The organism is Mesorhizobium sp. WSM4848 (genome assembly GCF_055811375.1).
This window is the reverse complement of sequence record NZ_JBVVPX010000018.1, coordinates 17,021-41,914: the sequence shown is the minus strand read 5'-3', so window position 1 is coordinate 41,914 and position 24,894 is coordinate 17,021. Positions and strand designations below refer to the sequence as shown.

The following is a 24,894-nucleotide window of genomic DNA, read 5'->3' as shown; positions in this document are numbered from 1 at the left end:
ATAGCCGAGAGCTGCTGACACCCTGCCGTCAGGAACGTGGGCTGTGAAACGGCCAGTTGCCCAGCCGGTTCAGCCACGCAGCGCCGCCATCGCGGCGGCATGAAGCTCCGGCGTTGCCGCAGCCAGGATATCGCCGCCCCTTTCCGCCGGTCCGCCTTCGAAGGTGGTGACGACGCCGCCGGCCTTCTCGATGATCGGGATCAGCGCGACGATATCGTAGGGTTTCAAACCGGGGTCGGCGACGATGTCGACGCTTCCCGCCGCGACCATGGCGAAGGCATAGCAGTCGGTGCCGTAGCGGGCGAGTTGGACCTGCCGCTCGAACAGGTCGTAGCGCAGGCGCGCGTCTCCCTGGAACAGCGCCGGCGTGGTGGTGAACAGCGTCGCCTCGGCGAGGCTCGTCGTCTTGCGTGTCGTCAACCTTCGCGGTCCGCCCGGGCCTTCATAATGGGCGCCGGACGCGTTGGCGTAGAAAAGCTCACCGGTGAAGGGCTGCGACATCATGCCGGCAACGGCATCGCCGTCGACCGTCAGCCCGACCAACGTTCCCCACACCGGCAGGCCGGAAATGAAGGCACGGGTGCCGTCGATCGGATCGATCACCCAGACATGCCTGCTGGAAATATTCTCGCTGCCATGCTCCTCGCCGAGAATGCCGTGATCGGGATATTCCGCTGATATAAGCGCCCGGATGACCCGCTCAGCCTCGCGGTCGGCCTCGGTGACCGGGTCGAAGCTGCCTTGCTCCTTGTTGGCGACCGCGCCCTGGCTGCGGAAGCGCGGCAAGGTTTCGGCTGCGGCGGCATCCGCGATGCGCCGCATGAAATCGATGCTGATATCCAACTGAGTCTCCCCACGCTGCAGCCTGCTGGAACTCGTTTGCCTGCGGTAATGCGCCAAAACAAGGGCGTGCGGCACTTTTGCGCATCGACAACTGTTGCTCGAATGCAACGCTGGCGCCCTCGAAACTCAGTTTCCACATCATAGTGAATTAAAAACGCCGCTCGGCGGCTTGACATTTGTGCATCGCACAATAAATTTGTTCTCGGACAGGTTCTCCTGTCCATGCCCTCCTTGGGCGTTTCCTCCCTAGACTTCGACCGTGTCGTGCAAACGATGCGGTCTTTTTTTCGGCCCGACATCCACGCGATTGCGCGTCCCCGACCCGCACGCCGACGCCTTATCCGGTGCAAGATCTCGTTTCGATTTTCGGCATCATTCGGCGGCAAGCGGCAGGTCGATAAAATTGTGGTCGGGCATTGCCATCAGGTCGGCCGAGAATTGCGCCAGATCGTCGGCGAGCGCATCGAAGCCGGCGGATTTCTGGAACGTCCGCTCGTTCATGTAAAGCCCGCGATTGACCTCGATCTGCAGCGCATGGAGATGGCGCACGGGGCGGCCATAGTGCTCGGTGATGAAGCCTCCGGCGTAGGGCTTGTTGTGGGCGACGGTGTAGCCCATGCCGATGAGCAGGCCGATCGCCGTCTCGGTCAACGCTGCCGAGGCGGAGATGCCGAAACGGTCGCCGACGATGAAGTCGGGCCTGACACCGCTGTCGCCGACCCTGATGCTCGCCGGCATCGAGTGGCAATCGATCAGCACGGCAAAGCCGAACCGCGCATGGGTCCTGGTCAAAAGCCGTTTCAGCGTCTCGTGATAAGGTTTGTAGACGGCCTCGATGCGCCCGACGGCTTCCGTCAGCGGCAAGCGGCCGGCATAGATTTCGAGCCCCTCTCCCACCAGCTTGGGCACCGTGCCAAGCCCGCCGGCGACGCGCGCCGAGCGGATATTGCAGAACGACGGCACGGGTTCGGCGAACATGCGCGGATCGAGTTCCCACGGCTCCCGGTTGACGTCGAGATAGGCGCGCGGGAAGTTTGCCGCCAGCATCGGCGCGCCGAGCGCGACGGCGCCGCCGAACAATTCGTCGACATAGCAATCTTCGGAGCGGCGGATGGCGTTTCGGTCCAGCCTTGCCATCGCCAGGAACCGGTCCGGATAGTGACGGCCGCTATGCGGTGAGTTGAAGAGGAAGGGGACGCGCTGTTCGGCGCCCGACCGGATTTCGAAGGGGGGAACGACCGAAAAATCCTCGGCTGCCGTTTTCAATTTGAACGAACCTGGAAACACCAATGCATCATGGTTGGAAAGGTGCCACCTCCCCGGCCGCATGTCCAGCGTTTCGGCGTCCGGACCGCTTGTTTAAAGCCGGATCGGGCCTTTAACGTTCACTTGATGTTTACCCTCGCCTCCTCATATACAGGATGGTTAACGGGCTGCCCCACGGCAGTCCCGGGCGGGTGATTCGGACGGGACAAGATGGCACGCATTCTACTGGCGGAAGACGACGACGACATGCGCCGGTTCCTCGTCAAGGCGCTGGAGCGTGCCGGCTACCAGGTCAGCGATTTCGACAATGGCGCCAGCGCCTATGAGCGGCTGCGCGAAGAGCCTTTCTCGCTGCTCTTGACCGACATCGTCATGCCGGAGATGGACGGCATAGAACTCGCCCGCCGCGCCACCGAGATCGATCCCGACCTCAAGGTCATGTTCATCACCGGCTTCGCCGCCGTTGCGCTCAATCCGGATTCCAAGGCGCCGAAAGACGCCAAGGTGCTGTCGAAGCCGTTCCATTTGCGCGACCTCGTCAACGAGGTCGAAAAGATGCTGCAGGCAGCCTGACGCGCTTTCCGCCGCCGGCTTCCGGCGCGCCTCCGACGGCGTGGCAAGGCGAACCTTTCTTTCGCTTTTCCTGCTATTGACGCGCGGTGGCAAAAATGGTGTATGCGCGGCTTCGGATGGGCGTGTAGCTCAGCGGGAGAGCACTGCATTGACATTGCAGGGGTCACAGGTTCAATCCCTGTCACGCCCACCATCCAGACAAGCCGCCGTCCCTCGTACCCCGCAGATTTCCTCGTCTTGGGCGCTTCCAAGCTGGACTGCGTGAATGGCGTATTTTTCAATGAAGTCGGCAGAGAATCTCTTCGGCCACCTCGACGATATGAAATTGGTGTCCCGGGGCATCGCTCTTCCAGGTGAATCCGAGACGGTTCAAGCGTGTCAGCGAGCGATTTTGCTTTGGCCATGGCCAGAAGCCGGCCGCCCATGTCTGCTGGCAGCAATCAGCGTCGATTGAGATCAAGCCGCGCCGAGGCGGAGATCGCCCTTCTCGATATGCTGGAGAAACCAGGCATAGGTCTGCTCCAATCCGCTCTGAAGCGAGTAGCGTGGGCGCCAGCCCGTGGCAAACAGGCGCGATACGTCCATCAGCTTGCGCGGCGTGCCGTCCGGCTTCGTCGCATCGAATGTGAGCGCCGCCTCGGCGCCGACGACGGAAAGCATGGTGCGGGCCAGTTCGGCAATGGTGATGTCTTCGCCCGAGCCGACATTGACGTGGCTGTCGCCGGCATAGTTTTTCAGCAGCCAGACCAGGGCGTCGGCGGCGTCGTCGACATGCAGGAACTCGCGCATCGGCGTGCCCGATCCCCAGACCTCCAGGGTTTTGTCGCCGGCCCGCTTGGCCTTGTGCGCCTTGCGCATCAGGGCTGGCACGACATGGCTGGTGGAGAGGTCGAAATTGTCGCCGGGGCCAAAAAGGTTGGTCGGCATCGCCGAGATGTACTCGACACCGTATTGGCGCCGATAGGCCTGGCACAGTTTCAGCCCAGCGATCTTGGCGATCGCGTACCACTCGTTGGTCGGTTCGAGCGGACCGGTCAGCAAGGCATCCTCGGAGATCGGCTGCGCCGCAAACTTCGGATAGATGCAGGACGAACCGAGGAACAGCAATTTCTGCACCTCGTTGCGAAAGGCGCTCTCGATGACGTTGGTCTGCATGATGAGATTGTCCTGCAGAAAATCGACCGGCAATTTGTTGTTTGCCAGGATACCGCCGACCTTGGCCGCCGCCATCACCACGGCGTCCGGCCGGTGGCCAGCCATCCAGCGCCGCACGCCGGCCTGGTCCAAGAGGTCGAGTTCATCGCGGGATGCGGTCAGGACCTCGCAGTCCTCGTCCGCCAGCCTGCGCAATATGGCCGAGCCGACCATGCCGCGATGCCCGGCTACGAAAACGCGCTTGCCCCTTAGGTCGAAATCCATTGGCGTATCCCTATGCAGAACGGCCGCTGTGACCACCGGCGTCGGCGCGCCGGATGGCCCTGCGTCGGACGCATAGCGCATACAGATTTGCCCGGACAAGGCAAATCCCAGATTCGGGCGAGCTCTTCCTGTGGTATGGCGCTCAGACGCCCGCCACGGCGCACAGGTTCTTCATTCTGGCTATGGCAAGCTCGGGGTCGGCCAGCAATCCGGCCTGGTCGGCAAGACGGAACACATCGGCATAGTGGCAAATGCCGCGTGCCGATTGCATACCGCCGATCATCGAAAAATGGTCCTGGTGGCCATTCAGCCAGGCCAGGAAGACGATACCGGCCTTGTAATACTCGGTCGGCGCCTCGAAGATCTTTCGCGACAGAGGCACTGTCGGCGCCATCAGCGCGTCATAGCCTGAGCGGTCGCCAGCGGCCAGTTTCGCCAGCGCGGCATTGGCGACCGGCGCAATGGCGTCGAAATTCCCGAGCAGCGCGTGCGAATGTCCTGCGCCATCGCCGGCGATCAACTCGGGATAGTTGAAGTCGTCGCCGGTGAACATGACGACCCCTTCCGGCAGCCGGTCGCGCAGGGCAACCTCTTTGTCGGCATCGAGCAGCGATATCTTGATGCCCTCGACCTTGCTGGCGTGGCGTTCGAGGATGGCGACGACCGTATCGAGCGCAGTCTCAAATTCATGGCTGCCCCAATAATTCTTCAGCGCCGGATCGAACATGTCGCCCAGCCAGTGCAGGATGACCGTGCCGGATGCCTGGGACAGGATGCGGTCATAGACGCTGGCATAGTCTTCGGGACCCTTGGCGACAGCCGCCAGCGCGCGGCTGGCCATCATGATCGCCTTGCCGCCCAGGCCTTCGATGAAACCGAACTGCTCCTCATAGGCAGCGACGACATCATCGAGCGTCCTGGCGGCGCCTGGCGCCAGATGGTCTGTTCCGGCGCCTGAGGCGAGATCGGCGCCCTCGACGGATCGCGCCTCGGCGATCGAGCGGCGGATCAATTCCCTGGCATTTGCCCAGTCGAAACCCATGCCGCGCTGCGCGGTGTCCATCGCCTCGGCGATGCGGAAGCCGAGCCGCCACAGATGATGGCGAAACGCCATCGTGCGCTCCCAGTCGACCGCTGGATGAGACCACGGATCGGCCATTGCCAACGGATCGGCAACGACATGGGCGGCGGCATAGGCGATGCGCGAAAACCGCGCGCCGATCACCGGCTGCGCCGGCTGGCCGACAAGACGGTAGCGAGTGCTGCGACCGCCCTCCCCGGGCAAGGCAATGTCCATCGATCTCTCCCTCGGTCGCGCCTATTAAATGGAACGTTCCAAAAAATCAAGGGCCTTTGTGTAATCTCAATCCACACTCCACAATGCTGCGTCGCAGCGAGGAAAGCCGTGAATGCCGGATTGCTCGATTTTGTTAAAAATCCCGATTGACTCAAATCCAGCCCAGAATTAGAACGTTCCAATAAATTTGACCAAAAATACCGGGGGACGCATCTGGATGGCCATCAGGCCCAAGGCGACGATACTCGACATTGCCCGTGAGGCGGGCGTGTCCAAGTCGACGGTGTCGCTCGTGCTGCAGGGCAGCGATCTGATCCGGCCTGAGACCGCGCTGAAGGTTCGCAAGGCGATCGAGGATGTCGGCTATGTCTACAACCGCGGCGCCGCCAATCTGCGCAAGGCCCATTCCAATGTCATCGGCATGGTCATCAACGATCTCACCAACCCTTTTTTCGCCGAAATGGCGGTCGGCATGGAGCGCGTCTTCCAGTCGGCGGGCATCGTGCCGTTCATCGCCAACACGGCGGAGAATCCGGTGCGCCAGGAAGAAGTGCTGAAATCGCTGATGGAGCAAGGTGTCGCCGGGTTCATCGTGTCGCCGGCGCGCGGCACGGCGCCTGGTGCTTTCCGCCGCATCGAGATGGCGGGCCTTCCGATCGTCTTCACCATGCGCCGCCTTCCCGAAAGCCGCATCCCGGTGATCGCGCCCGACAATCATCGCGGCGCCTGGCTCGCCACCGCCCATCTGATCGGCAAAGGGCATCGCCGGCTGGCGTTCTTCGGCGGCTCATCGGACCTGGTGGTCTATCACGAGCGGCTCGGTGGTTTTCGCGAGGCCTGCGAGGGGCTCGGCATCGCCAAACGCGACACGCTCGTCGTCGAAGGCGAAACCAGCCGCAAGGGCGGCATTGCCTGCCTGGAGACGGCGCTCGCCATGGCCGAGCCGCCTACCGCGGCGCTGTGCTTCAACGATGCGGTTGCCTTCGGCGTCATGCTGGCGCTGCGCAAGCGCGGCCTCGAGCCCGGCGCCGATTTCGCCGTTGTCGGCTTCGACGACGTGATCGAAGCCCAGCACTACATGCCGGCGCTGACCAGTGTCGCGGTGGATTCGGCAGGCCTCGGCGAGCGCGCCGCCCATGTCATGCTGAAGATGATCCAGTCGCGCACCACGCGCGCCGAGGATCATATCGGCGCCGTCAACCTCGTGGTCAGGGACAGTTGCGGTCCTGATCGCCGTGCGGGAATGGGAGACGCTGCATGACCGTGAAATGGGGACTGATCGGCGCAAGCACGATCGCCAGGCAATTCATGATCAACGCCATCCGCGCGCAACCGAACAGCGAGATCGCGGCGGTGATGAGTTCCAGCCCGGAGCGCGCCGCTGCCTATGCCAAGGCGAACGGCATTGCGCTCGCCGTCTCGACGCTCGATGCATTGCTCGGCTCCGGCGTCGACGCCGTCTACATCTCGACCACCAACGAACTGCATCTCGAACAGGCATTAGCCGCCATCAAGGCGGGAAAACATGTGTTGTGCGAAAAGCCGCTGGCGCTGACCAGCGCCGATGCGCGCACAATGGTCGCTGCCGCCAGGGCGGCCGGTCTCGTGCTCGGCACCAACCATCATCTGCGCAATGCCGGCTCGCACCGGGCGATGCGCGAAGCCATCGCCGCCGGCCGCATCGGCAAACCGATTGCCGCGCGCGTCTTTCACTCCGTCTATTTGCCTGAGAATCTGCAGGGTTGGCGCATCACCAGGCCGGAAGCCGGCGGCGGTGTGGTGCTCGACATCACCGTGCACGATGCCGACACGCTGCGTTTCGTGCTCGACGACGATCCGCTCGAGGGTTCGGCGTTCACCCAGGCCGCAGGCATGGCCAGTAGCGGGCTGGAAGATGGCGCCATGTGCATCTGGCGCTTCAGATCGGGCATCATCGCCCAGTCGCATGAGGGCTTCACCACCAAATTCGCCGGCACCGGCTTCGAGGTGCATGGCAGCGAAGGCTCCCTGATCGCGAAAGATGTGATGACGCAGAAGCCGATCGGCTCCGTGCTGCTGCGCACGGCAAAGGGCGAGGAGGAATTGAACTTCGACCGCGAAGACCTTTATGTCAGGTCTTTGCGCCAGTTCCATGCGGCAATCCGTGGCGAATGCCAGCCGTCGGCCACCGGCGAGGACGGCGTCTGGTCGCTGACATCGGCCGAGGCGGCGTTGCAATCCGCCAGGTCCGGCAAATCAGTCGCGATCGATCCGAAACTCGGGGGCGCAGAGTGAAGCTCGTCTCCGCAACGCAAGCCGCCAGCCTGATCGGGGACGGCATGGTCGTTTCGGTATCGTCGTCGAGCGGTCTCGGCTGCCCGGATGCGGTGCTCGCCGCGATCGGCGAGCGCTTCGAGGCAGAGGGCCATCCGAAGAACATCACGACGCTGCATCCGATCGCCGCCGGCGACATGTACGGCATCAGGGGTATCGACCATCTGGCCAAGCCCGGCCTGTTGAAGCGCACGCTGTGCGGCTCCTATCCGTCCGGCCCGTCCTCTTCGGAGCCGCCGCAGATCTGGAAGATGATCAGCGACAATTCGGTCGCCGCCTACAACGTGCCATCAGGCATCCTGTTCGACATGCACCGCGAGGCCGCCGCCAAGCGCCCTGGCGTGCTCACCAAGGTCGGCCTCGACACCTTCGCCGACCCGCGTCATCAGGGCTGCGCCATGAATGCGGCGGCCAGCGAGCCGATCGTTTCGGTGCAGCAATTCGACGGCGAGGAATGGCTCTACTTCCGCTCGATCGTGCCTGACGTTTCCATCATCCGCGCCACCACTGCCGACGAGCGCGGCAACCTCACCTACGAGCACGAGGGCGCTTATCTCGGCGGGCTGGAGCAGGCGCTCGCCGCCCGCAACAATGGCGGCATCGTCATCGCGCAGGTGAAGCGCGTCGTCGAGAACGGCACGCTGAAGCCGCATGACGTACGCGTGCCCGGTGTGCTGGTCGACCATATCGTGGTGGCGCCCGACCAGTTGCAGACGACACTGACGCCCTACGATCCGGCCATCTCGGGCGAGATCTTCCGGCCGCTGTCGACTTTCCGCAACGCCGAGATGAGTGTCCAGAAGGTCATCGCGCGGCGCGTTGCCATGGAGCTTGCCGACGGCATGGCCGTCAACATCGGCTTCGGCATCTCGGCCAACGTGCCGCGCATCCTTATCGAGGAGGGCCAGCACGGCAAGGTCACCTGGGTGATCGAACAGGGCGCGGTCGGCGGCGTGCCGCTGCTCGATTTCAAGTTCGGCTGCTCATCGAATGCCGACGCGTTCATGCCTTCGCCACACCAGTTCATCTACTTCCAGGGCGGCGGTTTCGACGCGTCGCTGCTGTCCTTCCTGCAGATCGATCGCCACGGCTCGGTCAACGTGTCGAAGCTCTCGGCCAGGCCACATGTCACCGCCGGCGCCGGCGGTTTTGTCGACATCACCGCGCGGGCGAAGAAGATCGTCTTCTCCGGCTTCTTCAATGCCGGCGCCAAGCTGTCGCTGGCCGATGGCGGCATCCGCATCAACGGGGAAGGCAAGGTCAAAAAAGTGGTCGGCGAGGTCGAGCACATCTCCTTCTCGGGCAAGCGCGCTGTCGCGCAAGGACAGGACATCACCTATGTCACCGAGCGCTGCGTCATGAAACTGACGCCGGATGGGCTGATGGTGACGGAGTTGGCACCCGGCATCGACCTCGAGCGCGACGTGCTGGCGCAGGCCGAGATCCCGCTCGCCGTCGCCAACGACCTGAAGGTCACGCCAGACGCTCTCTATCTTGACCGGCCGATCGGACTGTCGCTCAATGGCCGCGCCTCGCTTGGAGGCGCGCATGGCTGAGCGTCTCGTCACCTTTGAAACAGATGGTGCCATCGGCATCGTCACGCTGCGCCGGCCGGAAAAATTCAACGCGCTCGACATCGCGATGCTGCGCGCGCTGGAAGCCGCGCTCGACGCGGCGGAAGCTGCGGACAGCGTTCGTGTCGTGCTGCTGTGCGGCGAAGGCAAGGGCTTTTGCGCCGGCGGCGACGTCGAAGCCTGGTCGCGAATGAGCGCAGCCGATTTTCAGGTGCAATGGGTGCGTTATGGCCACCGCGTCTTCGACCGGCTGGCGCAGTTGCGGCAGCCGACCATCGCCGTTCTCTCCGGCCATGCGCTGGGCGGCGGGCTGGAACTGGCGGCGGCTACAGACTTCCGCGTAGCCGAGGCGCAGGTGAAATTAGGTTTTCCGGAAACCTCGATCGGCGTGGTGCCCGGCTGGTCCGGCACGCAGCGCGCCGTGCGCCGCTTCGGCGCCCAGACGGTGCGGCGCATGGCAATCGGCGGCGAGACGTTCGTGGCGGCCGAAGCGCTCGCTCTGGGCCTCGTCGACCGGGTGGTCGACACGGGCAACGCGTTCACCGAGGCCTGGGCCTGGGCCGGCAATATCGCCGCGCGCGGCCCGCTGGCAACCGAGTCCGCCAAGCTGATGATCGCGATCGCCGAGGGCGAGGAAAGTGCCGCCGCTGCAGAGGCGCTGGCCAGCGGCTTCATCGCGCTGACCGGCGACCTCAAGGCCGGTGTCGAGGCTTTCAAGGCCAAGCAGAAACCGGCGTTTTCAAGATCATAGAATGCGAGTGGAACGTCACATGAACTTGCCCCTCACCATCGCCATGCCCGCCGAGGCATCCGCAGCACCGAAGAGCTACCGGCTGCTGATCGACGGCAAGTTCGTCGATGCCCGCGAAGGCCGCATGCTGGAGCGCAACAGCCCCGGCCACGGCTTCACCGTTTCGCGCTATGCGCAAGCCGGCGAAGCGGACGTCGAGGCAGCGGTGCAGGCCGCGCACAAGGCCTTCGAGACCGGCCCGTGGCCGCGCATGAAGGCCGGCGAGCGCGCCGCGATCCTGCTCAAGGCAGCGGACCTGATCGAGGCGCGGCTCGAGGAGATTGCCCGGCTCGACGTGCTGGAATCCGGCAAGCCGATCGCCCAGGCGCGCGGCGAGATCGGCGGCGCCGTCGACATCTGGCGCTATGCCGCAGCACTTGCCCGCACGCTCCATGGCGAAACCTACGCCAACCTCGGTGACGCCATGCTGGGCGTCGTGCTGCGTGAACCGATCGGCGTCGTCTCGATCATCACGCCGTGGAATTTTCCCTTCCTCATCGTCAGCCAGAAACTGCCGTTCGCGCTCGCCGCCGGCTGCACGGCTGTGGTCAAGCCGAGCGAGATGACGTCGGCCTCGACCTTCGTGCTCGGCGACATCCTGATGCAGGCCGGCTTGCCGGATGGCGTCGTCAACATCCTCGCCGGCCTGGGCGCCGATGTCGGCGCGCCGATGGTCGCCCACCCACTGGTCGAGATGGTGTCGTTCACCGGCTCCACCCGGGTCGGCAAGATGACCATGGCGTCGGCTGCAAACGCGCTGAAGAAGGTCTCGATGGAGCTCGGCGGCAAGAACGGCCAGATCGTCTTTCCAGATGCCGACCTCGAAGCGGCGGCCGACGCGGCGGTGTTCGGCGGCTTTTTCAACGCCGGCGAATGCTGCAACGCCGGCAGCCGGCTGATCGTCGATGAGGCGATCGCCGACGACTTCCTCGGCGCAGTGAAGGCGCTCACCGCCAGGGTCACCGTTGGCGATCCGCTCGACGACAGCACCAAGGTCGGCGCGATGATCTCTTCCGAGCACCTCTCCAAGGTGACCGGCTACGTGGCGGCGGCTGCAAACGACGGCAGCAGCGTCTATAGCGGCGGCAAGCAGATCGCCTCAAGTGCCGGTCAGTATCTCGACCCGACCATCCTTCGCGGCGTCACCGAAGACATGGCCATTGCCCGTGAAGAAGTGTTCGGACCGGTGCTGTCGGTGCTGACGTTTGGATCGATTGAGGAGGCGTTGCGCATCGCCAACAACACGCCCTATGGTCTATCGGCGGGCGTGTGGAGCGCCAGCATCGACACCTGCATGTCGGTGGCGCGGAATGTGCATTCGGGAACCGTTTGGGTGAACACGTTCATGGAAGGTTATCCCGAGCTGCCTTTCGGAGGCTACAAGCAGTCCGGTCTCGGACGCGAACTCGGCAAGCGCGCCGTCGAGGACTATACCGAGGAAAAGACGATCCAGTTTCATCGCGGCCAGCGCACCGGGTGGTGGGTCGGCTGAGTTGGGAAGAACCCGGCGGACATCCGCCGGTCGTGTAGCTGCAACAAGGGAGGAAGTACATGTTGCGCAAATTGCTTATCGGGACGGCTCTCGGCTCGGGTCTTGCGTTCGCGGCCCATGCCCAGGACGTCAAGGAAGTCGAGATGTTGCATTGGTGGACGTCTGGCGGCGAAGCGGCTGCCTTGAACGTGCTCAAGGAGGATCTGGCCAAGCAAGGCTTTGCCTGGAAGGACGTGCCCGTGGCCGGCGGCGGCGGCGACGCCGCCATGACCGCGCTGAAGGCGATGGTCGCGGCCGGCAACTACCCGACCGCCTCGCAGATGCTCGGCTATACCGTGCTCGATTATGCCGCGGCCGGCGTGATGGGCGACTTGACCGAGACGGCGGTTAGGGAAGGCTGGGACAAGTCCGTTCCGGCCGCCCTGCAGAAATTCTCGGTCTATGACGGCAAGTGGGTCGCGGCTCCGGTCAACGTCCACTCGGTCAACTGGCTGTGGATCAACAAGGCGGTGATGGACAAGATCGGCGGCACCGAGCCCAAGACCTTCGACGACTTCATCGCGCTGCTCGACAAGGCCAAGGCGGCGGGCGTCATCCCGCTCGCGCTCGGCGGCCAGAACTGGCAGGAAGCCACCATGTTCGATTCGGTCGTGCTGTCGACCGGCGGCCCTGAGTTCTACAAGAAGGCCTTCAACGACCTCGACGAGGAGCAGCTGAAGTCCGACACGATGAAGAAGTCGTTCGACAACCTCGCCAAGCTCGTCACCTATGTCGACCCGAACTTCTCCGGCCGCGACTGGAACCTTGCTACCGCCATGGTCATCAAGGGCGATGCGCTCGTGCAGGTGATGGGCGACTGGGCCAAGGGCGAATTCAACGCAGCCAAGAAGACCCCGGGCACCGACTTCCTGTGCTATCGCTTCCCGGGCACCGACGGCAGCGTGGTCTACAACTCCGACATGTTCGGCATGTTCGACGTTCCGGAGGACCGCAAGGCCGCCCAGGTCGCCTTAGCCACCGCAACTTTGTCGAAGAGCTTCCAGTCGGCCTTCAACATCGTCAAGGGCTCGGTCCCGGCCCGCACCGACGTGCCCGATACCGACTTCGACGCTTGCGGCAAAAAAGGGATGGCCGACCTGAAGGCCGCCAGCGAAGGCGGCACGCTGTTCGGTTCGCTGGCGCAAGGCTATGGCGCGCCGCCGGCCGTCGCCAATGCCTACAAGGACGTCGTCTCGAAATTCGTCCACGGCCAGATCAAGACCTCGGACGAGGCCGTGACCCAATTGGTCAACGCGATCGAAGACGCCAAGTAGAACCAGGCATGGAAGGACCTTCCCCGCTCCTGTGGGGAAGGTTCCACCGGGCCAGGATGGTCTGCCTCTGGTCGGAATGGCGCCGGCGATCAACCAACACGCCCCGTCTCGACGGGGCTATCCTTCTCCGCCTGGCGGTGAAGGGACCCGAAAGGGAGGAGCCCATGACTACGGTCACGACCCAGATCAAGCTGACGCCGGAGCATGGCGCCCGCCCGGATGTCTCCATGCGTTCGCGCCTGCAGGACGCGCTGCCGAAGATCGTGCTGGCGCCAAGCTTTGCGATCACCATCGTCTTCGTCTACGGCTTCATCCTATGGACGGTCTATCTGTCCTTCACCAACTCCAAGACCTTCCCGTCCTATACGCTCACCGGGGCGCGCGCCTATCAGCGGCTGTGGCGCTGGACCTTCGAGAGCGACCCGCCGTCGAGCTGGTACACCTCGATCACCAATATGGGCATTTTCGGCTTTCTCTACATCTTCATCTGCCTGGCGCTCGGCCTGTTCCTGGCCATCCTGCTCGACCAGAAGATCCGCGGCGAAGGCGTGTTGCGGCCGATCTATCTCTACCCGATGGCGCTGTCCTTCATCGTCACCGGCGTCGCCTGGAAATGGTTCCTCGATCCCGGCCTTGGCCTCGAGCAGACGCTGCACCAGTGGGGCTGGACGAGCTTCCATTTCGACTGGATCAAGAACAAGGATTTCGTCATCTATACGGTGGTGATCGCCGGCGTCTGGCAGGCCTCGGGCTTCATCATGGCAATGTTCCTGGCCGGCCTGCGCGGTATCGACGGCGAGATCATGAAGGCGGCGCAGATCGACGGCGCCACCACCTTCCAGCTCTATCGGCGGATCGTCATCCCGCTGCTGCGGCCCATCTTCCTGTCGGCCTTCATCGTGCTCGCGCACCTCGCCATCAAGTCCTACGATCTGGTCGTAGCGCTGACCAGCGGCGGGCCGGGCGGCTCGGCCTGGCTGCCGTCGAACTTCATGTATGAGTACACTTTCAAGCGCAACGAAATGGCCGTCGGCTCGGCCAGCGCGGTGATCATGCTGATGACCATCACCGCGATCATCGTGCCCTATCTCTATTCCGAGCTCAGGGAGCGGCCGCGATGAGCGTCATTGCCACGCCCGCTCGCCAGAGCACTGGCGGCGTCAGCGCCAGGACCGTCAACCGTATCGTCATCTACGGCCTGCTGGCGCTGTTCGCGCTGTTCTACCTGATGCCGCTGTTCGTCATGCTGGTGACCTCGTTCAAGACGATGGACGAGATCCAGAACGGCAATATGCTGGCGCTGCCGCAGGCGCCGACCTTCGAACCATGGCTGAAGGCGTGGGGCGAGACCTGCGTCGGCCTGACCTGCGCCGGCATCAAGGGCTATTTCTGGAACTCCATCAAGATGGTGGTTCCGGCGGTGCTGATCTCGACGCTGCTCGGCGCGCTCAACGGCTATGTCCTGACCAAATGGCGCTTCCGCGGCCACACGCTGGTTTTCGGACTGATGCTGTTTGCCTGCTTCATTCCGTTCCAGTCGGTGCTGTTGCCGATGGCGACGATCCTCGGCAGCCTCGGCCGTTTCGGCGTGACGCTGCGAAACGCCACGGGATTTTCATTCGGCTTGGGGAATCCGACGGTCAACCTGGTCTTTGTCCACGTCGTCTACGGGCTCGGCTTCACCACTTTGTTCTTCCGCAATTATTACGAGGCGTTCCCGACCGAACTGATTAAGGCGGCACAGGTCGACGGCGCCAGCTTTTTCCAGATTTTCCGGCGCATCATGCTGCCGAATTCGATGCCGATCTTCGTCGTCACCGTCATCTACCAGTTCACCAACATCTGGAACGACTTCCTGTTCGCCTCGGCCTATGCCGGCACCGGCGACGCGATGCCGATGACCGTGGCGCTGAACAACGTCGTCAACACCTCGACCGGCGTCGTCGAATACAACGTCAACATGGCGGCGGCGATGATCGCCGCACTGCCGACCCTTCTCGTCTACGTGGTCGCTGGCCGCTATTTTGTGCGCGGCCTGATGGCCGGCGCCGTCAAAGGATAATCGAATGGCTTTTCTCGAAATTAATGGGCTGAGGAAGCGGTTCGGATCGGTCGAGATCCTGAAGGGCATCGACCTCGATCTCGAAAAGGGCGGCTTCCTGGTGCTGGTCGGCCCGTCCGGCTGCGGCAAGTCGACCTTGCTCAACACCATCGCCGGCCTGGAAACCATCACCGAAGGTGAAATCCGTGTCGACGGACGGACGATCAACGATCTCCACCCCTCGAAGCGCGACATCGCCATGGTGTTCCAGAGCTACGCGCTCTATCCGAATATGACCGTCGCGGGCAACATTGCCTTCGGCATGGAGATGCGCGGCGTGCCGGCCCAGGAGCGCCAGAAGGCGATCGACAAGGTGGCGAAGGTGCTGCAGATCGGCCACCTCCTGCAGCGCAAGCCGAGCCAGCTTTCCGGCGGCCAGCGCCAGCGCGTCGCCATGGGCCGGGCGCTGGTGCGCGACCCCAAGCTCTTTCTCTTCGACGAGCCGCTCTCCAATCTCGACGCCAAGCTGCGCGTCGACATGCGCATCGAGATCAAGCGCCTGCATGCGACCACCGGTACGACGATCGTCTACGTCACCCACGACCAGATCGAGGCGATGACGCTGGCCACCAAGATCGCGGTGATGCGCGACGGCGAGGTGCAGCAATTCGGCACGCCTGCCGAAATCTATAACAATCCGACCAACCTGTTTGTTGCCGACTTCATGGGCTCGCCGGCGATGAACCTGATCCCGGCGACGATCGGCGGCAATGGCAATGCATTGTCCGTAGTGCTGCAGCGCGAGGCGCGCGAGCCGATCTCGCTGCCGCTGGCCGATGCGCCGACGGGCCTGTCGGCATTCCACGACAGGCCGATCATTTTTGGCGTCCGCCCCGAGGCCCTGACCGATCCCGAAGGCGCCGAACGCAACGCATCAAACATCGCCACCGCCGACTGTCACATCGAGGTCGTGGAACCGGCGGGGTCCGACACCTTCGCGGTCACCAACCTGGGCGGCAAGGCGGTGGTGGCGCGTCTGCGCGCCGACGCCAACATCCAGCCGGGCACGGTCACGCCGCTCGCCTTCAACCTGACCAAGGCGGTGTTCTTCGATCCGGCGACCGAGAACCGCATCCGCTGACAGCCATGACAAACCCGGACATCGTCATCATCGGCTCCGGCATCGGCGGCGCCACGATCGCTTCCGGCCTTGCCGGCAGCGGCGCCTCGATCCTGATGCTGGAGCGCGGCGAACCGCTGCCGGCGACGCCGCACACGCGCGACACGCGCGCCATTTTCGTCGACGGCCACTACCGGCCGAAGGAGATGTGGCGCGAGGCCGGGGGTGCTGCGTTCAGCCCGGGCAACTATTACTACGTCGGCGGCAATTCGAAATTCTATGGCGCGGTGCTGATCCGCTACCGCAGGCAAGACTTTTCTGTCATGGAGCACTATGGCGGCGTCTCGCCGGCCTGGCCGTTCTCCTATGAGGAGTTCGAGCCGTGGTACTCCCGGGCCGAGCAGCTTTTTCGCGTGCGCGGCGCACTCGGCGAAGACCCGACCGAACCGTTCCATTCGATCCCCTATGCCTTCGGGCCGGTGCCGGACGAGCCGCCGATCGCCCGCGCCCGCGCCGAACTCATGGGCCTCGGCCTGCACCCGGCATCGCTGCCGCTCGGCGTCGACATCGATGCCTGGCTCAAGGACGGCAAGACAGGCTGGGACGCGTTTCCCAACACCGGGACCGGCAAGGTCGACGCCCAATCGGGGCCCCTGGTGACAGCACTCTCCGACCGGAACATCAGGCTCGAGACCGGCGCCCATGTCGAATACTTCGAAGCCTCGTCGGATGCCACGACGATCGCCGCCGTTCACTATCGCCAGAATGGCACGCTGAAGAAAGTGACGCCGAAGCTGGTCATCCTCTCGGCCGGCGCGGTCAATTCGGCGGTGATTCTGCTGCGCTCGCCCTCCCCCAGCAGCAAGGGAGCCGGCAAGGGCCTTGCCAACCGCTCCGACCAGGTCGGCCGCAACTTCATGAACCACAATTCGAGCGCCATGCTGGCGATCGATCCGCGCCGCAGGAACACCTCCGTCTACCAGAAGACGCTGATGCTCAACGACTACTATCTATCCGACGGCAAGGGCGGCAAGCCGCTCGGCAACGTCCAGCTTCTCGGCAAGATCGACGGTCATATCCTGAGGGCCAACGTCAAGCTTGCACCCAAATTCGCGCTGGACTTCATGGCCGGCCACGCCATCGACTGGTACCTGATGTGCGAGGACCTGCCCGACCCCGAAAGCCGCATCATGGTCGACGGCAAGGATATCGTCATGCAGTGGCGGCGCTCCAACATGCAGTCGCTCGACGGGCTGACCAAGATGATGCGCGAGAATTTCCGCGCCTGCGGCTATCCGATCGTCCTGTCGCGGCCTTTCGACAAGCGCACGCCGTCGCACCAGTGCGGCACGGTCAAGATGGGCGACGATCCGGCGACCTCGCCGCTCGACCCGTTCTGCCGGTCGTTCGACCACCATAACCTGTTTGTCGTCGACGCTAGCTTCCTGCCGAACTCGGCCGCGGTCAATCCGGCGCTGTCGATCGCCGCGCAGGCGCTGCGCGTCGCCGACCACATCCGCAAGACGGACCTTGTCGCATGAGCCGCCCGGCAGCCATCGTTACCGGCGGCGCGCGCGGCATCGGCCTCGCTTGCGCCGAAGCGCTGGCCGATGCGGGCTTCGATATCCTTGTCGTGGACCTTGCCGAAAAAGCCGGCGGCGGGCTTGCCGCTGACATCGCCGCCCGCGGCGCGAATTTCGCCTACCATTGCGGCGACATCGCCGATCTCGACCGCCATGCAGCACTGGTCGATGCCGCGACAAGCGCCTTCGGCCGCATCGACTGCCTGGTCAACAATGCCGGCATCGGCGCTGTGGTACGCGGCGACCTGCTGGAATTGAAACCGGAAAATTTCGACCGTATCCTTGCCATCAATCTGCGCGGCACGATGTTCCTCAGCCAGGCGGTTGCCAGGGCGATGCTTGCTGCGCCTGATGATCACCCAAAATCGATCATCACCATCACCTCGGTCAGCGCCGAAATGGCCTCGCCCGAGCGCGCCGACTATTGCATCTCCAAGGCCGGGCTGTCGATGTGGGTAAAGACCCTGGCGCTGCGGCTTGCTCCCGAAAATATCGGTGTGTTCGAGGTGCGGCCGGGCATCGTCCGCACCGACATGACATCAGGCGTCACCGCCAGATACGACGCGCTGATCGACGGCGGGCTGGTGCCGGCGAAGCGCTGGGGCGAAGCGGGCGACGTCGGCGCCGCGGTGGCGACACTCGCCGGCGGCAAGCTCGGTTTTTCGACCGGCTCGATCATCAATGTCGACGGTGCGCTGTCGGTGCCGAGGCTGTGAACAGGTGACGCCATGACCGACTACATCATCGCCGGCGCCGGCCCGGCCGGCTGCGTGCTGGCCAACCGGCTGAGCGAAGATCCGTCGCATCGGGTGCTGCTGCTCGAGGCCGGCGGCAGGGACTGGCACCCGCTGATCCACATGCCGGCCGGCTTCGCCAAGATGACCAAGGGCATCGCCGCCTGGGGCTGGTCGACCGTGCCGCAAAAGCACATGAAGGACCGCGTCTTCCGGTACACACAGGCCAAGGTGATCGGCGGCGGCTCCTCCATCAACGCCCAGATCTATACACGCGGCAATGCCCGCGATTACGACGCCTGGGAGAAGGAAGAGGGCCTTGCCGGCTGGGGCTATCGCGACGTGCTGCCCTATTTCAAGCGGGCCGAGAACAACCAGCGCTACGCCAATGATTTTCACGGCGACCAGGGTCCGCTCGGTGTGTCGAACCCGATTGCGCCGCTGCCGATCTGCGAAGCCTATTTCCGCGCCGGACAGGAGATGGGCATTCCCTTCAATCCGGACTTCAACGGGATAGCCCAGGAAGGCGTCGGTTATTACCAATTGACGCAGAAGGACGCGAGACGCTCCTCCGCCTCGGTCGCCTATCTCAGGCCGATCCGCGAGCGCAAGAACCTGACCGTCAGGACCGGCGTGCTGGTGACGCGCATCGTCGTCGAGAAAGGCCGCGCCGTGGGTGTCGAAATCGTCGACAGGCCGGACGGCCAGCCGACGACCCTGCGTGCCGAGCGCGAAGTGATCGTCTCGTCCGGCGCCATCGGCTCGCCGAAGCTGCTGATGCAATCGGGCATCGGCCCGGCCGACCACCTGAAGTCGGTCGGCGTGATGCCGGTCCACGACCTGCCCGGGGTCGGTTCCAACCTGCAGGACCATCTCGACCTGTTCGTCATTGCCGAATGCACCGGCGACCACACCTACGACAACTATGCCAAGCTGCACCGGACGGTGTGGGCCGGCCTACAGTACCTGCTGTTGAAAAAAGGCCCGGTTGCCTCCAGCCTGTTCGAGACCGGCGGCTTCTGGTACGCCGACCCGACCGCCGCCTCGCCCGACATCCAGCTGCATCTCGGCCTCGGCTCCGGCATCGAGGCCGGTGTCGAAAAACTGAAAAATCCGGGCGTGACGCTGAACTCGGCCTTCCTGCGCCCGCATTCGCGCGGCACGGTGCGGCTGAACAGCGCCGATCCGGCCGACCATCCACTGATCGATCCGAATTACTGGTCCGACCCCTACGATCGTGACGTGTCGATCAAGGGGCTCAGGCTGGCGCGCGAGATCATGCGGCAGAAGGCGCTTGCTGCCTACGTGCTGCGCGAGGTGCAGCCGGGACCGGTACTCACCAGCGACGACGAGCTGTTCGACTATGCCTGCCGCAGTTCCAAGACCGACCACCACCCTGTCGGCACCTGCCGCATGGGTCATGATGCGATGAGCGTGGTGACGCCGGATCTCAGGCTGCGCGGTATCGAGGGCTTGCGCGTCTGCGACGCCTCGGTGATGCCGCGCATCCCCTCCTCCAATACCAACGCGCCAACCATCATGGTCGGCGAAAAAGGCGCCGATCTGATCCTTGGCCGCGACCCGCTGCCGCCGGCCGTATTCTCAGGCAACTACAGCGCCACGCATCCTATGGACGTGCAAAGGACGCTGTAGCACTTTGACTTGCGCATGATCCCCAGCGCTATCCGAGCCTCAGCGCGACGACGCCGGCAACAATGCTGAGCACGGCGGCACCGCGCCAGGTGGTCATCTTCTCGCCGAGCGCAAACACCGAGATCATCATGGCGAACAGGATCGAGGTTTCGCGCAGCGCCGCGACCGAGGCGATCGGCGCCTTGGTCATCGCCCACATCACGATCCAGTAGGCGGCGCCGCTGAGCACGCCGGTGTACACGCCCGCCTTCCAGTCGCGCGCCAGCACCGGCAAAGCCTTCGATCCGCGGAATATCAGGCACAGCACCAGCGCCCACAGCGCATCGCAGACGAACAGCCATGCGGCATAGCTGGACGCCGTCGCGGCCAGCCGCGCGCCGCGGCCGTCGGACAGCGTATAGCCGGCGATGAAGATCGAGGTGCCAAGCGCAAAGCCGACGGCGCGCAGGTTCAGCCTTTCCAGATGCGCGCCGCCGCGAAACGACAGCACCAGCGTCCCGGCCGACAAGAGAACAATGCCCACGATGGCGAGCGGCGCCGGAACTTCGGCGACCACCACGATGCCGCCAAGTGCGGCAAGCAGCGGCGCGGTGCCGCGCGCCAACGGATAGGTCTGGGCGAAATCGCCGGCCCTGTAGGCGCCGATCAGGAACGTCCTGTAGCCCATGTGGAAGATCACCGAGGCGATGATGTACGGCCACACTTCCGCCCTCGGCACCTCGACGAAAGGCAGCGCCAGAAGCGCCACGGCGCCCATGCCGAGCGTCATCAGCGTGATCGACAAAAAGCGGTCGAGATGAACCTTGACCAGCGCGTTCCAGATCGCGTGCATGGCGGCGGCGGCAAGCACCGCGAAGAAGACGAACAAGGTCATCTGCGGCTCATCCGCCTTCGGCCCCCGTCGCGAACGGCGTTTCCAGGTCGATGTCGACCCGCAGCGGAAAATGGTCCGAGGCGATTTCGTCGATCTCGGCGCTGACCGAGCGCACCCGTCCCGCCAACATGCCGCCGACGAAGCAGTGGTCGAGCCGTCGCTTTGCCAGCCTGCCGTCGATGGTCTTCACATGGGTATGGAAATCCGCCGTCGGTTCGCTGGCGACGGCGGCAGCATCGACGAAACCGTCGAGATAGGCGGCACCGCGATGATAGGGCGTGCTGCCGACGATGCGTCGGTACTCGGCGCTGCCCGGCTCCATGTTGAAATCGCCCATCCAGATCGCCGCCAGCGGGTTTTCCGGCTCCGGCTCGCCATTGCTCCAGTTGCGCACGGGCTCATCGTCGGCGCCGCTCCACGGGCCGCCATCGGACGGCGCCCGGCGATGCTCGGCGAGCAGATAGTCGATCTGCTCCAGCCGCTCTTCGGCGGCGATATGCGCCAGATGCAGCGACAGCACCCGCACCGGACCGGCAGGGGTGTGGATCATGCATTCCAGCGCTGCGTTGCGGGTGTTGAGCGGACGCACGGTGCGGCGCAGCGGCAGCGTGTGCAGGCGCGACCAGGCGATCGGCAGCTTCGACAGGAGCATGGTGCCGAATTGCCGCCGCCGGTTGACGATGCGGCCGTCACGTCGCTCGCTGGCGTCCAAGTCAAAGGCCGGTCCATAAACCCAATAGTATTTTGGCAGCAGTCGCGAAAGAAGTTCCGGCTGGTCGTCTTCGTTGCTGCGCAGCCAGTGCCGTTCCACCTCCTGCAAGGCGATGATGTCGGCGCCGGCGACGATCTTGGCGCAGCGCGAGAGATCGTAGCGGCCGTCGCCGCCGAACCCGTACTGGATGTTGTAGCTGACCAGCTTCATTGCTTATCCGGCTCAAATTTCCTGGAAGCAGTAGCCGTTGGGCTGATCGGCTGCAATGTGCAGCCGGATGCTCAAACAAAAAGATAGAGCGGCGGTACGAATCGATTTTGAATGTCCGCCGCTCTAAGTCGTCAACGGCTGGAATCGTCCGGGCGGCGAAGCGGCCAGTTCCGACCAGTCGATTTCCTCCTCCAGGCGATGATACGCCTCGTCGCCGATCGTCCCGTCGATGCGCAGCTGTTCCAGCGCGTCACGCTGGCTCTTGATGGCATAGAGGCGCAACCTGTCGTACTCGGTTGCAGCCTGGGCATCCTCCGGGTTTTCAGCGATCGCGCGCTGCGCGGCAAATTGCTCGCGGACCACGGCCGCGGCATTCGATGTCTTGCCGCTCAACACGTCCAGCGCGGCCTGCATGATGGCGACGCGTGCCTGCGCGACCTCGCGGTCGACAGTTTCGTCCGGATCGAGACGAAGCAGGCGAAGCAGCGGCTTCAGGCTGATGCCTTGCAGAACCAAGGTGCCGAGGACGACCGAGAAAGCGGCGAGCACGATCGGGTCGCGGCCGGGAAAGTCGGCCGGCAAGGCAAACGCTGCCGCAAGGGTGACCAGGCCGCGCATGCCGCACCAGCCGATCAGCACGCCGCCGCGGAACGACGGGGCTTCGGCCTGCCGGTCCGCGTCGCCGAAGCTGGCAAGCCACCTCATGATCGCGCCGCATTCCAGCACCCAGACGAGGCGCGAGACGACGATGACAGCCAGCTCGCTGCCAGCACCAGCAAGGAGGGATAAGGAATCTGGAGACGCCGCGACAGCGCCGTCAGTGCGACCGCGGCCAGGAGAAGAACAAGGGTCAGTTCAAAAAGCGCCATGCCCAGTTATAACCGCGAAAAGCGACCGACGGCAGGGGCATGGACGGTTCGATCGTGACTGAGGGCGTCAGCGAACTACGGCGGCGCGCTGGAATGCTCCAAGAAGTGCGTCCGCATACATCTGGCGACGCACGGCATGATCGGCACGAAGCTTTTCGGCCTTTTCATGCGTTCGCGCCGGTCCCTGGGACATGGTGACCATGGCGGACGCTAACGCGGCGGCATCGTCGGCCGGAAAGAACGTCGCGTTTAGCGCCTGCTCCCGATGAAGGCTGATATCCGAGAGGAGCATCCTTGTGCCGAGCGCTTTGGCCTCCTCGACCGTGGTTGACCAGCCCTCGAACAGCGAAGGATTGATGAGGGCATCGGAAGCAGCGTTGAGGCCGAACACATCCTCGTAAGGCACAAGGCCCAGATGACGGAAATGACCCGACACGCCGGCCTCGCTGGCACTAGCCAGCAACTGGTCGAAATGTCGGGGATTGCGCGGGTCTTCGGTTCGCCCCGTCAAGATCACGGGGGCAACCTTATCAAGCCCGCCATTTGCCGATATGTGCGCCAATGCTTTGATCACAAGCCCATGGTTCTTGTGCGACCAGAACTGGTTCGGCAGGTAGAAATAACGCTGCGGCAGTTCATACCGTGCGATCACCTCCGCCTGCCTTGCTATATGCGGGGCCGGATCGAGATCGATCGCGAACCGAACGACTGCCGTCTTACCGCGTGCTGCGGGATAATACGTCTCGCAGTCCCGCCTGGCGTCATCGCTTGACAACAGGATGATGCGTTTGCCGGACGTCTGCAGACGGTATCCCAAATCGCGACGCCACCACATGGAGCGCGAGAACAGGTGCGGTAAGTGTCGGTGCTGGAAGTCAGGAATCCACGACACAACAGAAATCGGAAAGCGGTTGCCGTAGAACTGCGCCGGCTCGAAGACCACGTCGACGCCTTCGCGGCTTAGTATCCGTGCCGCATCGGCGTCGCTGCCGCTGGCCAGCGCCCGGATGGCGTTGCGGCCGCGGCCAAAATCAGCAACCTTCGCATCGACGATTGGCGGCGCGGCCAGGAAAGCATCCATCGATGTGCCGATCTTTTCTGCCTGCGCCGGAGTCAAGAACAGCTTGGCCTGCAACTTCCCGGCCAATTCGCTGGAAATAACGCCGAGCATGTTGCGCAGGTAGGTTTCCCCACCTGACCAGTTGCCTCGGCCGATGAGCGTGAAGCCTGCCGTGATCATCTTCGCCCCTCGATGCCTCAGCCTGCTTTTTTGAAAGGAAACCCGCGCACGATATCGGCCACGGCGGCAGGAAGTTCGATCTTGGCGGACCAGCCAACTCGATTTCCGATCTTGTCCACCTTGGCCAGTTGCGTTGCGCGGTCGACCCTGCGTAAGCGCGCCTTGTCCTCGACGATCTCGATATCGACCTTCATCGCCGCTCCGATCAGGCGAACAAGCTCCTCCACCGATGCGTCCCTGCCGGAACCGATATTCATGACATCGAAACTCGCCTCACCGGTGTCGCCGACCAACGCCGCCACCCCGGCAGCGGTATCCTCCGCATGGATGTAGTCGCGCCGTGGTTTCAGATTGCCCAATGCGATCCTGGCCCGGCCCTTGGCATTGTAGAGCTGGTTGAGAATATCGGGAATGAGATGCGCATTGGGGTCGTCATGGCCGATGGTGTTGAAGATGCGCGCCACACGCCCCCTCCCGCCGGTCCTGTCGGCCCAGAAACGAAGCTGGCTTTCATTGGTCAGCTTGGACAGAGCATAGTTGTCGCAAGGCCAGGTCCTGGTCGCATCCTCGTCGAGCGGGGCATCGACCCAGTCGTACACCGCGCCGCTGGACGCCAGCACGACCGTTCCGACACCAGCCTTTTCAGCAGCATCGAGGACGATTTCGGTGCCGACCACGTTCACGTCCAACGCAAAGGCGCGCTGTCGTTCGCAGGTCGGAATGTGGTGAATAGCTGCCAGGTGGATGATGGTGTCGGGCTTGAAACCCTCAACCAACTCCACCATCCCACTCTTGTCGCGGATGTCGATCTCCCGCGTCTCGCATCCCTCAATGTCAGGCATCGGCATGCCGACCGTAAGATTATCGGCGATCAACACCCGAGCGCCGTCCTTGGCGAAATTTCGCGCGCACCGCCAGCCTATGAAACCAGCTCCGCCCGTAACGAGGACGCGTTGGGGATTCGTCATCAGGATTTCT

At 63.8% G+C, this 24,894-nt stretch carries 22 protein-coding genes and 1 tRNA gene; 14 read left to right on the top strand and 9 right to left on the bottom strand.

Going from position 1 to position 24,894, the window contains the following annotated elements; genetic code table 11:
• Positions 1-69: 69 nt before the first annotated feature.
• On the bottom strand, positions 70-843 hold the full coding sequence (hisN, locus tag AC0L16_RS17800) for a histidinol-phosphatase (RefSeq protein WP_473622253.1): 774 nt from the start codon (positions 841-843) through the stop codon (positions 70-72).
• 372 nt (positions 844-1,215) lie between these two features.
• A complete protein-coding gene (locus tag AC0L16_RS17795) occupies positions 1,216-2,172 on the bottom strand; it encodes an N-formylglutamate amidohydrolase (RefSeq protein WP_473622252.1) in 957 nt (318 codons plus the stop codon).
• A 147-nt stretch (positions 2,173-2,319) separates the two neighbouring features.
• Here AC0L16_RS17795 and cpdR point away from each other — a divergent pair, with 147 nt between their 5' ends.
• Both cpdR and AC0L16_RS17785 read left to right on the top strand, forming a co-directional pair.
• Positions 2,320-2,682 (top strand): cell cycle two-component system response regulator CpdR, encoded by a 363-nt coding sequence (gene cpdR / locus AC0L16_RS17790; RefSeq protein WP_006199474.1) that lies wholly within the window; start codon positions 2,320-2,322, stop codon positions 2,680-2,682.
• Between the two features lie 118 nt (positions 2,683-2,800).
• Positions 2,801-2,875, top strand: a tRNA-Val gene (locus AC0L16_RS17785).
• 263 nt (positions 2,876-3,138) lie between these two features.
• On the opposite strand, the gene fcl is transcribed toward AC0L16_RS17785, so the two are convergent.
• Positions 3,139-4,101 carry a GDP-L-fucose synthase gene (fcl, locus tag AC0L16_RS17780; RefSeq protein ID WP_473622250.1) on the bottom strand — a complete coding sequence of 321 codons (963 nt, stop codon included), beginning with the start codon at positions 4,099-4,101 and terminating at the stop codon, positions 3,139-3,141.
• A 142-nt stretch (positions 4,102-4,243) separates the two neighbouring features.
• Complete coding sequence (locus AC0L16_RS17775; RefSeq protein WP_473622249.1) at positions 4,244-5,398, bottom strand: dihydrodipicolinate synthase family protein; 1,155 nt, start codon at positions 5,396-5,398, stop codon at positions 4,244-4,246.
• 217 nt (positions 5,399-5,615) lie between these two features.
• Here AC0L16_RS17775 and AC0L16_RS17770 point away from each other — a divergent pair, with 217 nt between their 5' ends.
• The 12 genes from AC0L16_RS17770 to AC0L16_RS17715 all read left to right on the top strand — a co-directional run bounded on the left by AC0L16_RS17770 (position 5,616) and on the right by AC0L16_RS17715 (position 20,011).
• Positions 5,616-6,659, top strand: coding sequence for a LacI family DNA-binding transcriptional regulator (locus AC0L16_RS17770; RefSeq protein ID WP_473622247.1), 1,044 nt, complete (start codon positions 5,616-5,618; stop codon positions 6,657-6,659).
• On the top strand, positions 6,656-7,672 hold the full coding sequence (locus tag AC0L16_RS17765) for a Gfo/Idh/MocA family protein (protein WP_473622246.1): 1,017 nt from the start codon (positions 6,656-6,658) through the stop codon (positions 7,670-7,672). The genes AC0L16_RS17770 and AC0L16_RS17765 overlap by 4 nt, the downstream gene beginning before the upstream one ends.
• A complete protein-coding gene (locus tag AC0L16_RS17760; protein ID WP_473622245.1) occupies positions 7,669-9,267 on the top strand; it encodes an acyl CoA:acetate/3-ketoacid CoA transferase in 1,599 nt (532 codons plus the stop codon). The genes AC0L16_RS17765 and AC0L16_RS17760 overlap by 4 nt, the downstream gene beginning before the upstream one ends.
• Positions 9,260-10,036: an enoyl-CoA hydratase/isomerase family protein gene (locus AC0L16_RS17755; RefSeq protein WP_473622243.1), complete on the top strand. Its 777-nt coding sequence runs from the start codon at positions 9,260-9,262 to the stop codon at positions 10,034-10,036. The genes AC0L16_RS17760 and AC0L16_RS17755 overlap by 8 nt, the downstream gene beginning before the upstream one ends.
• 19 nt (positions 10,037-10,055) lie before the next feature.
• Positions 10,056-11,567 (top strand): aldehyde dehydrogenase family protein, encoded by a 1,512-nt coding sequence (locus AC0L16_RS17750; RefSeq protein WP_473622242.1) that lies wholly within the window; start codon positions 10,056-10,058, stop codon positions 11,565-11,567.
• A gap of 59 nt (positions 11,568-11,626) precedes the next feature.
• Positions 11,627-12,880 (top strand): ABC transporter substrate-binding protein, encoded by a 1,254-nt coding sequence (locus AC0L16_RS17745; protein ID WP_473622241.1) that lies wholly within the window; start codon positions 11,627-11,629, stop codon positions 12,878-12,880.
• A gap of 164 nt (positions 12,881-13,044) precedes the next feature.
• The gene (locus tag AC0L16_RS17740) at positions 13,045-14,001 is read left to right on the top strand and encodes a carbohydrate ABC transporter permease (RefSeq protein WP_473622239.1); all 957 of its coding nucleotides are present in this window, start codon (positions 13,045-13,047) and stop codon (positions 13,999-14,001) included.
• Positions 13,998-14,942, top strand: coding sequence for a carbohydrate ABC transporter permease (locus AC0L16_RS17735; RefSeq protein ID WP_473622238.1), 945 nt, complete (start codon positions 13,998-14,000; stop codon positions 14,940-14,942). Before AC0L16_RS17740 ends, AC0L16_RS17735 begins: the two co-directional genes overlap by 4 nt.
• A 4-nt stretch (positions 14,943-14,946) precedes the next feature.
• Positions 14,947-16,062 carry an ABC transporter ATP-binding protein gene (locus tag AC0L16_RS17730; RefSeq protein ID WP_473622237.1) on the top strand — a complete coding sequence of 372 codons (1,116 nt, stop codon included), beginning with the start codon at positions 14,947-14,949 and terminating at the stop codon, positions 16,060-16,062.
• Positions 16,063-16,067: 5 nt separating this feature from the next.
• Positions 16,068-17,582 (top strand): GMC oxidoreductase, encoded by a 1,515-nt coding sequence (locus AC0L16_RS17725; protein WP_473622235.1) that lies wholly within the window; start codon positions 16,068-16,070, stop codon positions 17,580-17,582.
• Positions 17,579-18,340, top strand: a complete 762-nt coding sequence (locus tag AC0L16_RS17720; protein ID WP_473622234.1) for a 3-ketoacyl-ACP reductase — start codon at positions 17,579-17,581, stop codon at positions 18,338-18,340. The genes AC0L16_RS17725 and AC0L16_RS17720 overlap by 4 nt, the downstream gene beginning before the upstream one ends.
• Positions 18,341-18,352: 12 nt before the next feature.
• Positions 18,353-20,011 carry a GMC family oxidoreductase gene (locus AC0L16_RS17715; RefSeq protein WP_473622233.1) on the top strand — a complete coding sequence of 553 codons (1,659 nt, stop codon included), beginning with the start codon at positions 18,353-18,355 and terminating at the stop codon, positions 20,009-20,011.
• Between the two features lie 28 nt (positions 20,012-20,039).
• On the opposite strand, the gene AC0L16_RS17710 is transcribed toward AC0L16_RS17715, so the two are convergent.
• The 5 genes from AC0L16_RS17710 to AC0L16_RS17690 form a co-directional block, all read right to left on the bottom strand.
• Entirely contained in the window at positions 20,040-20,885 is an 846-nt protein-coding gene (locus tag AC0L16_RS17710) for an EamA family transporter (RefSeq protein ID WP_473622231.1), read from the bottom strand.
• A 7-nt stretch (positions 20,886-20,892) separates the two neighbouring features.
• Positions 20,893-21,807 carry an endonuclease/exonuclease/phosphatase family protein gene (locus tag AC0L16_RS17705; protein WP_473622230.1) on the bottom strand — a complete coding sequence of 305 codons (915 nt, stop codon included), beginning with the start codon at positions 21,805-21,807 and terminating at the stop codon, positions 20,893-20,895.
• Positions 21,808-21,930: 123 nt separating this feature from the next.
• Entirely contained in the window at positions 21,931-22,557 is a 627-nt protein-coding gene (locus AC0L16_RS17700; RefSeq protein ID WP_473622324.1) for a cation:proton antiporter domain-containing protein, read from the bottom strand.
• Between the two features lie 186 nt (positions 22,558-22,743).
• Positions 22,744-23,916 carry a glycosyltransferase family 4 protein gene (locus AC0L16_RS17695; protein WP_473622229.1) on the bottom strand — a complete coding sequence of 391 codons (1,173 nt, stop codon included), beginning with the start codon at positions 23,914-23,916 and terminating at the stop codon, positions 22,744-22,746.
• A 17-nt stretch (positions 23,917-23,933) separates the two neighbouring features.
• Positions 23,934-24,884 carry an NAD-dependent epimerase/dehydratase family protein gene (locus tag AC0L16_RS17690; RefSeq protein WP_473622227.1) on the bottom strand — a complete coding sequence of 317 codons (951 nt, stop codon included), beginning with the start codon at positions 24,882-24,884 and terminating at the stop codon, positions 23,934-23,936.
• Between the last annotated feature and the right edge of the window lie 10 nt (positions 24,885-24,894).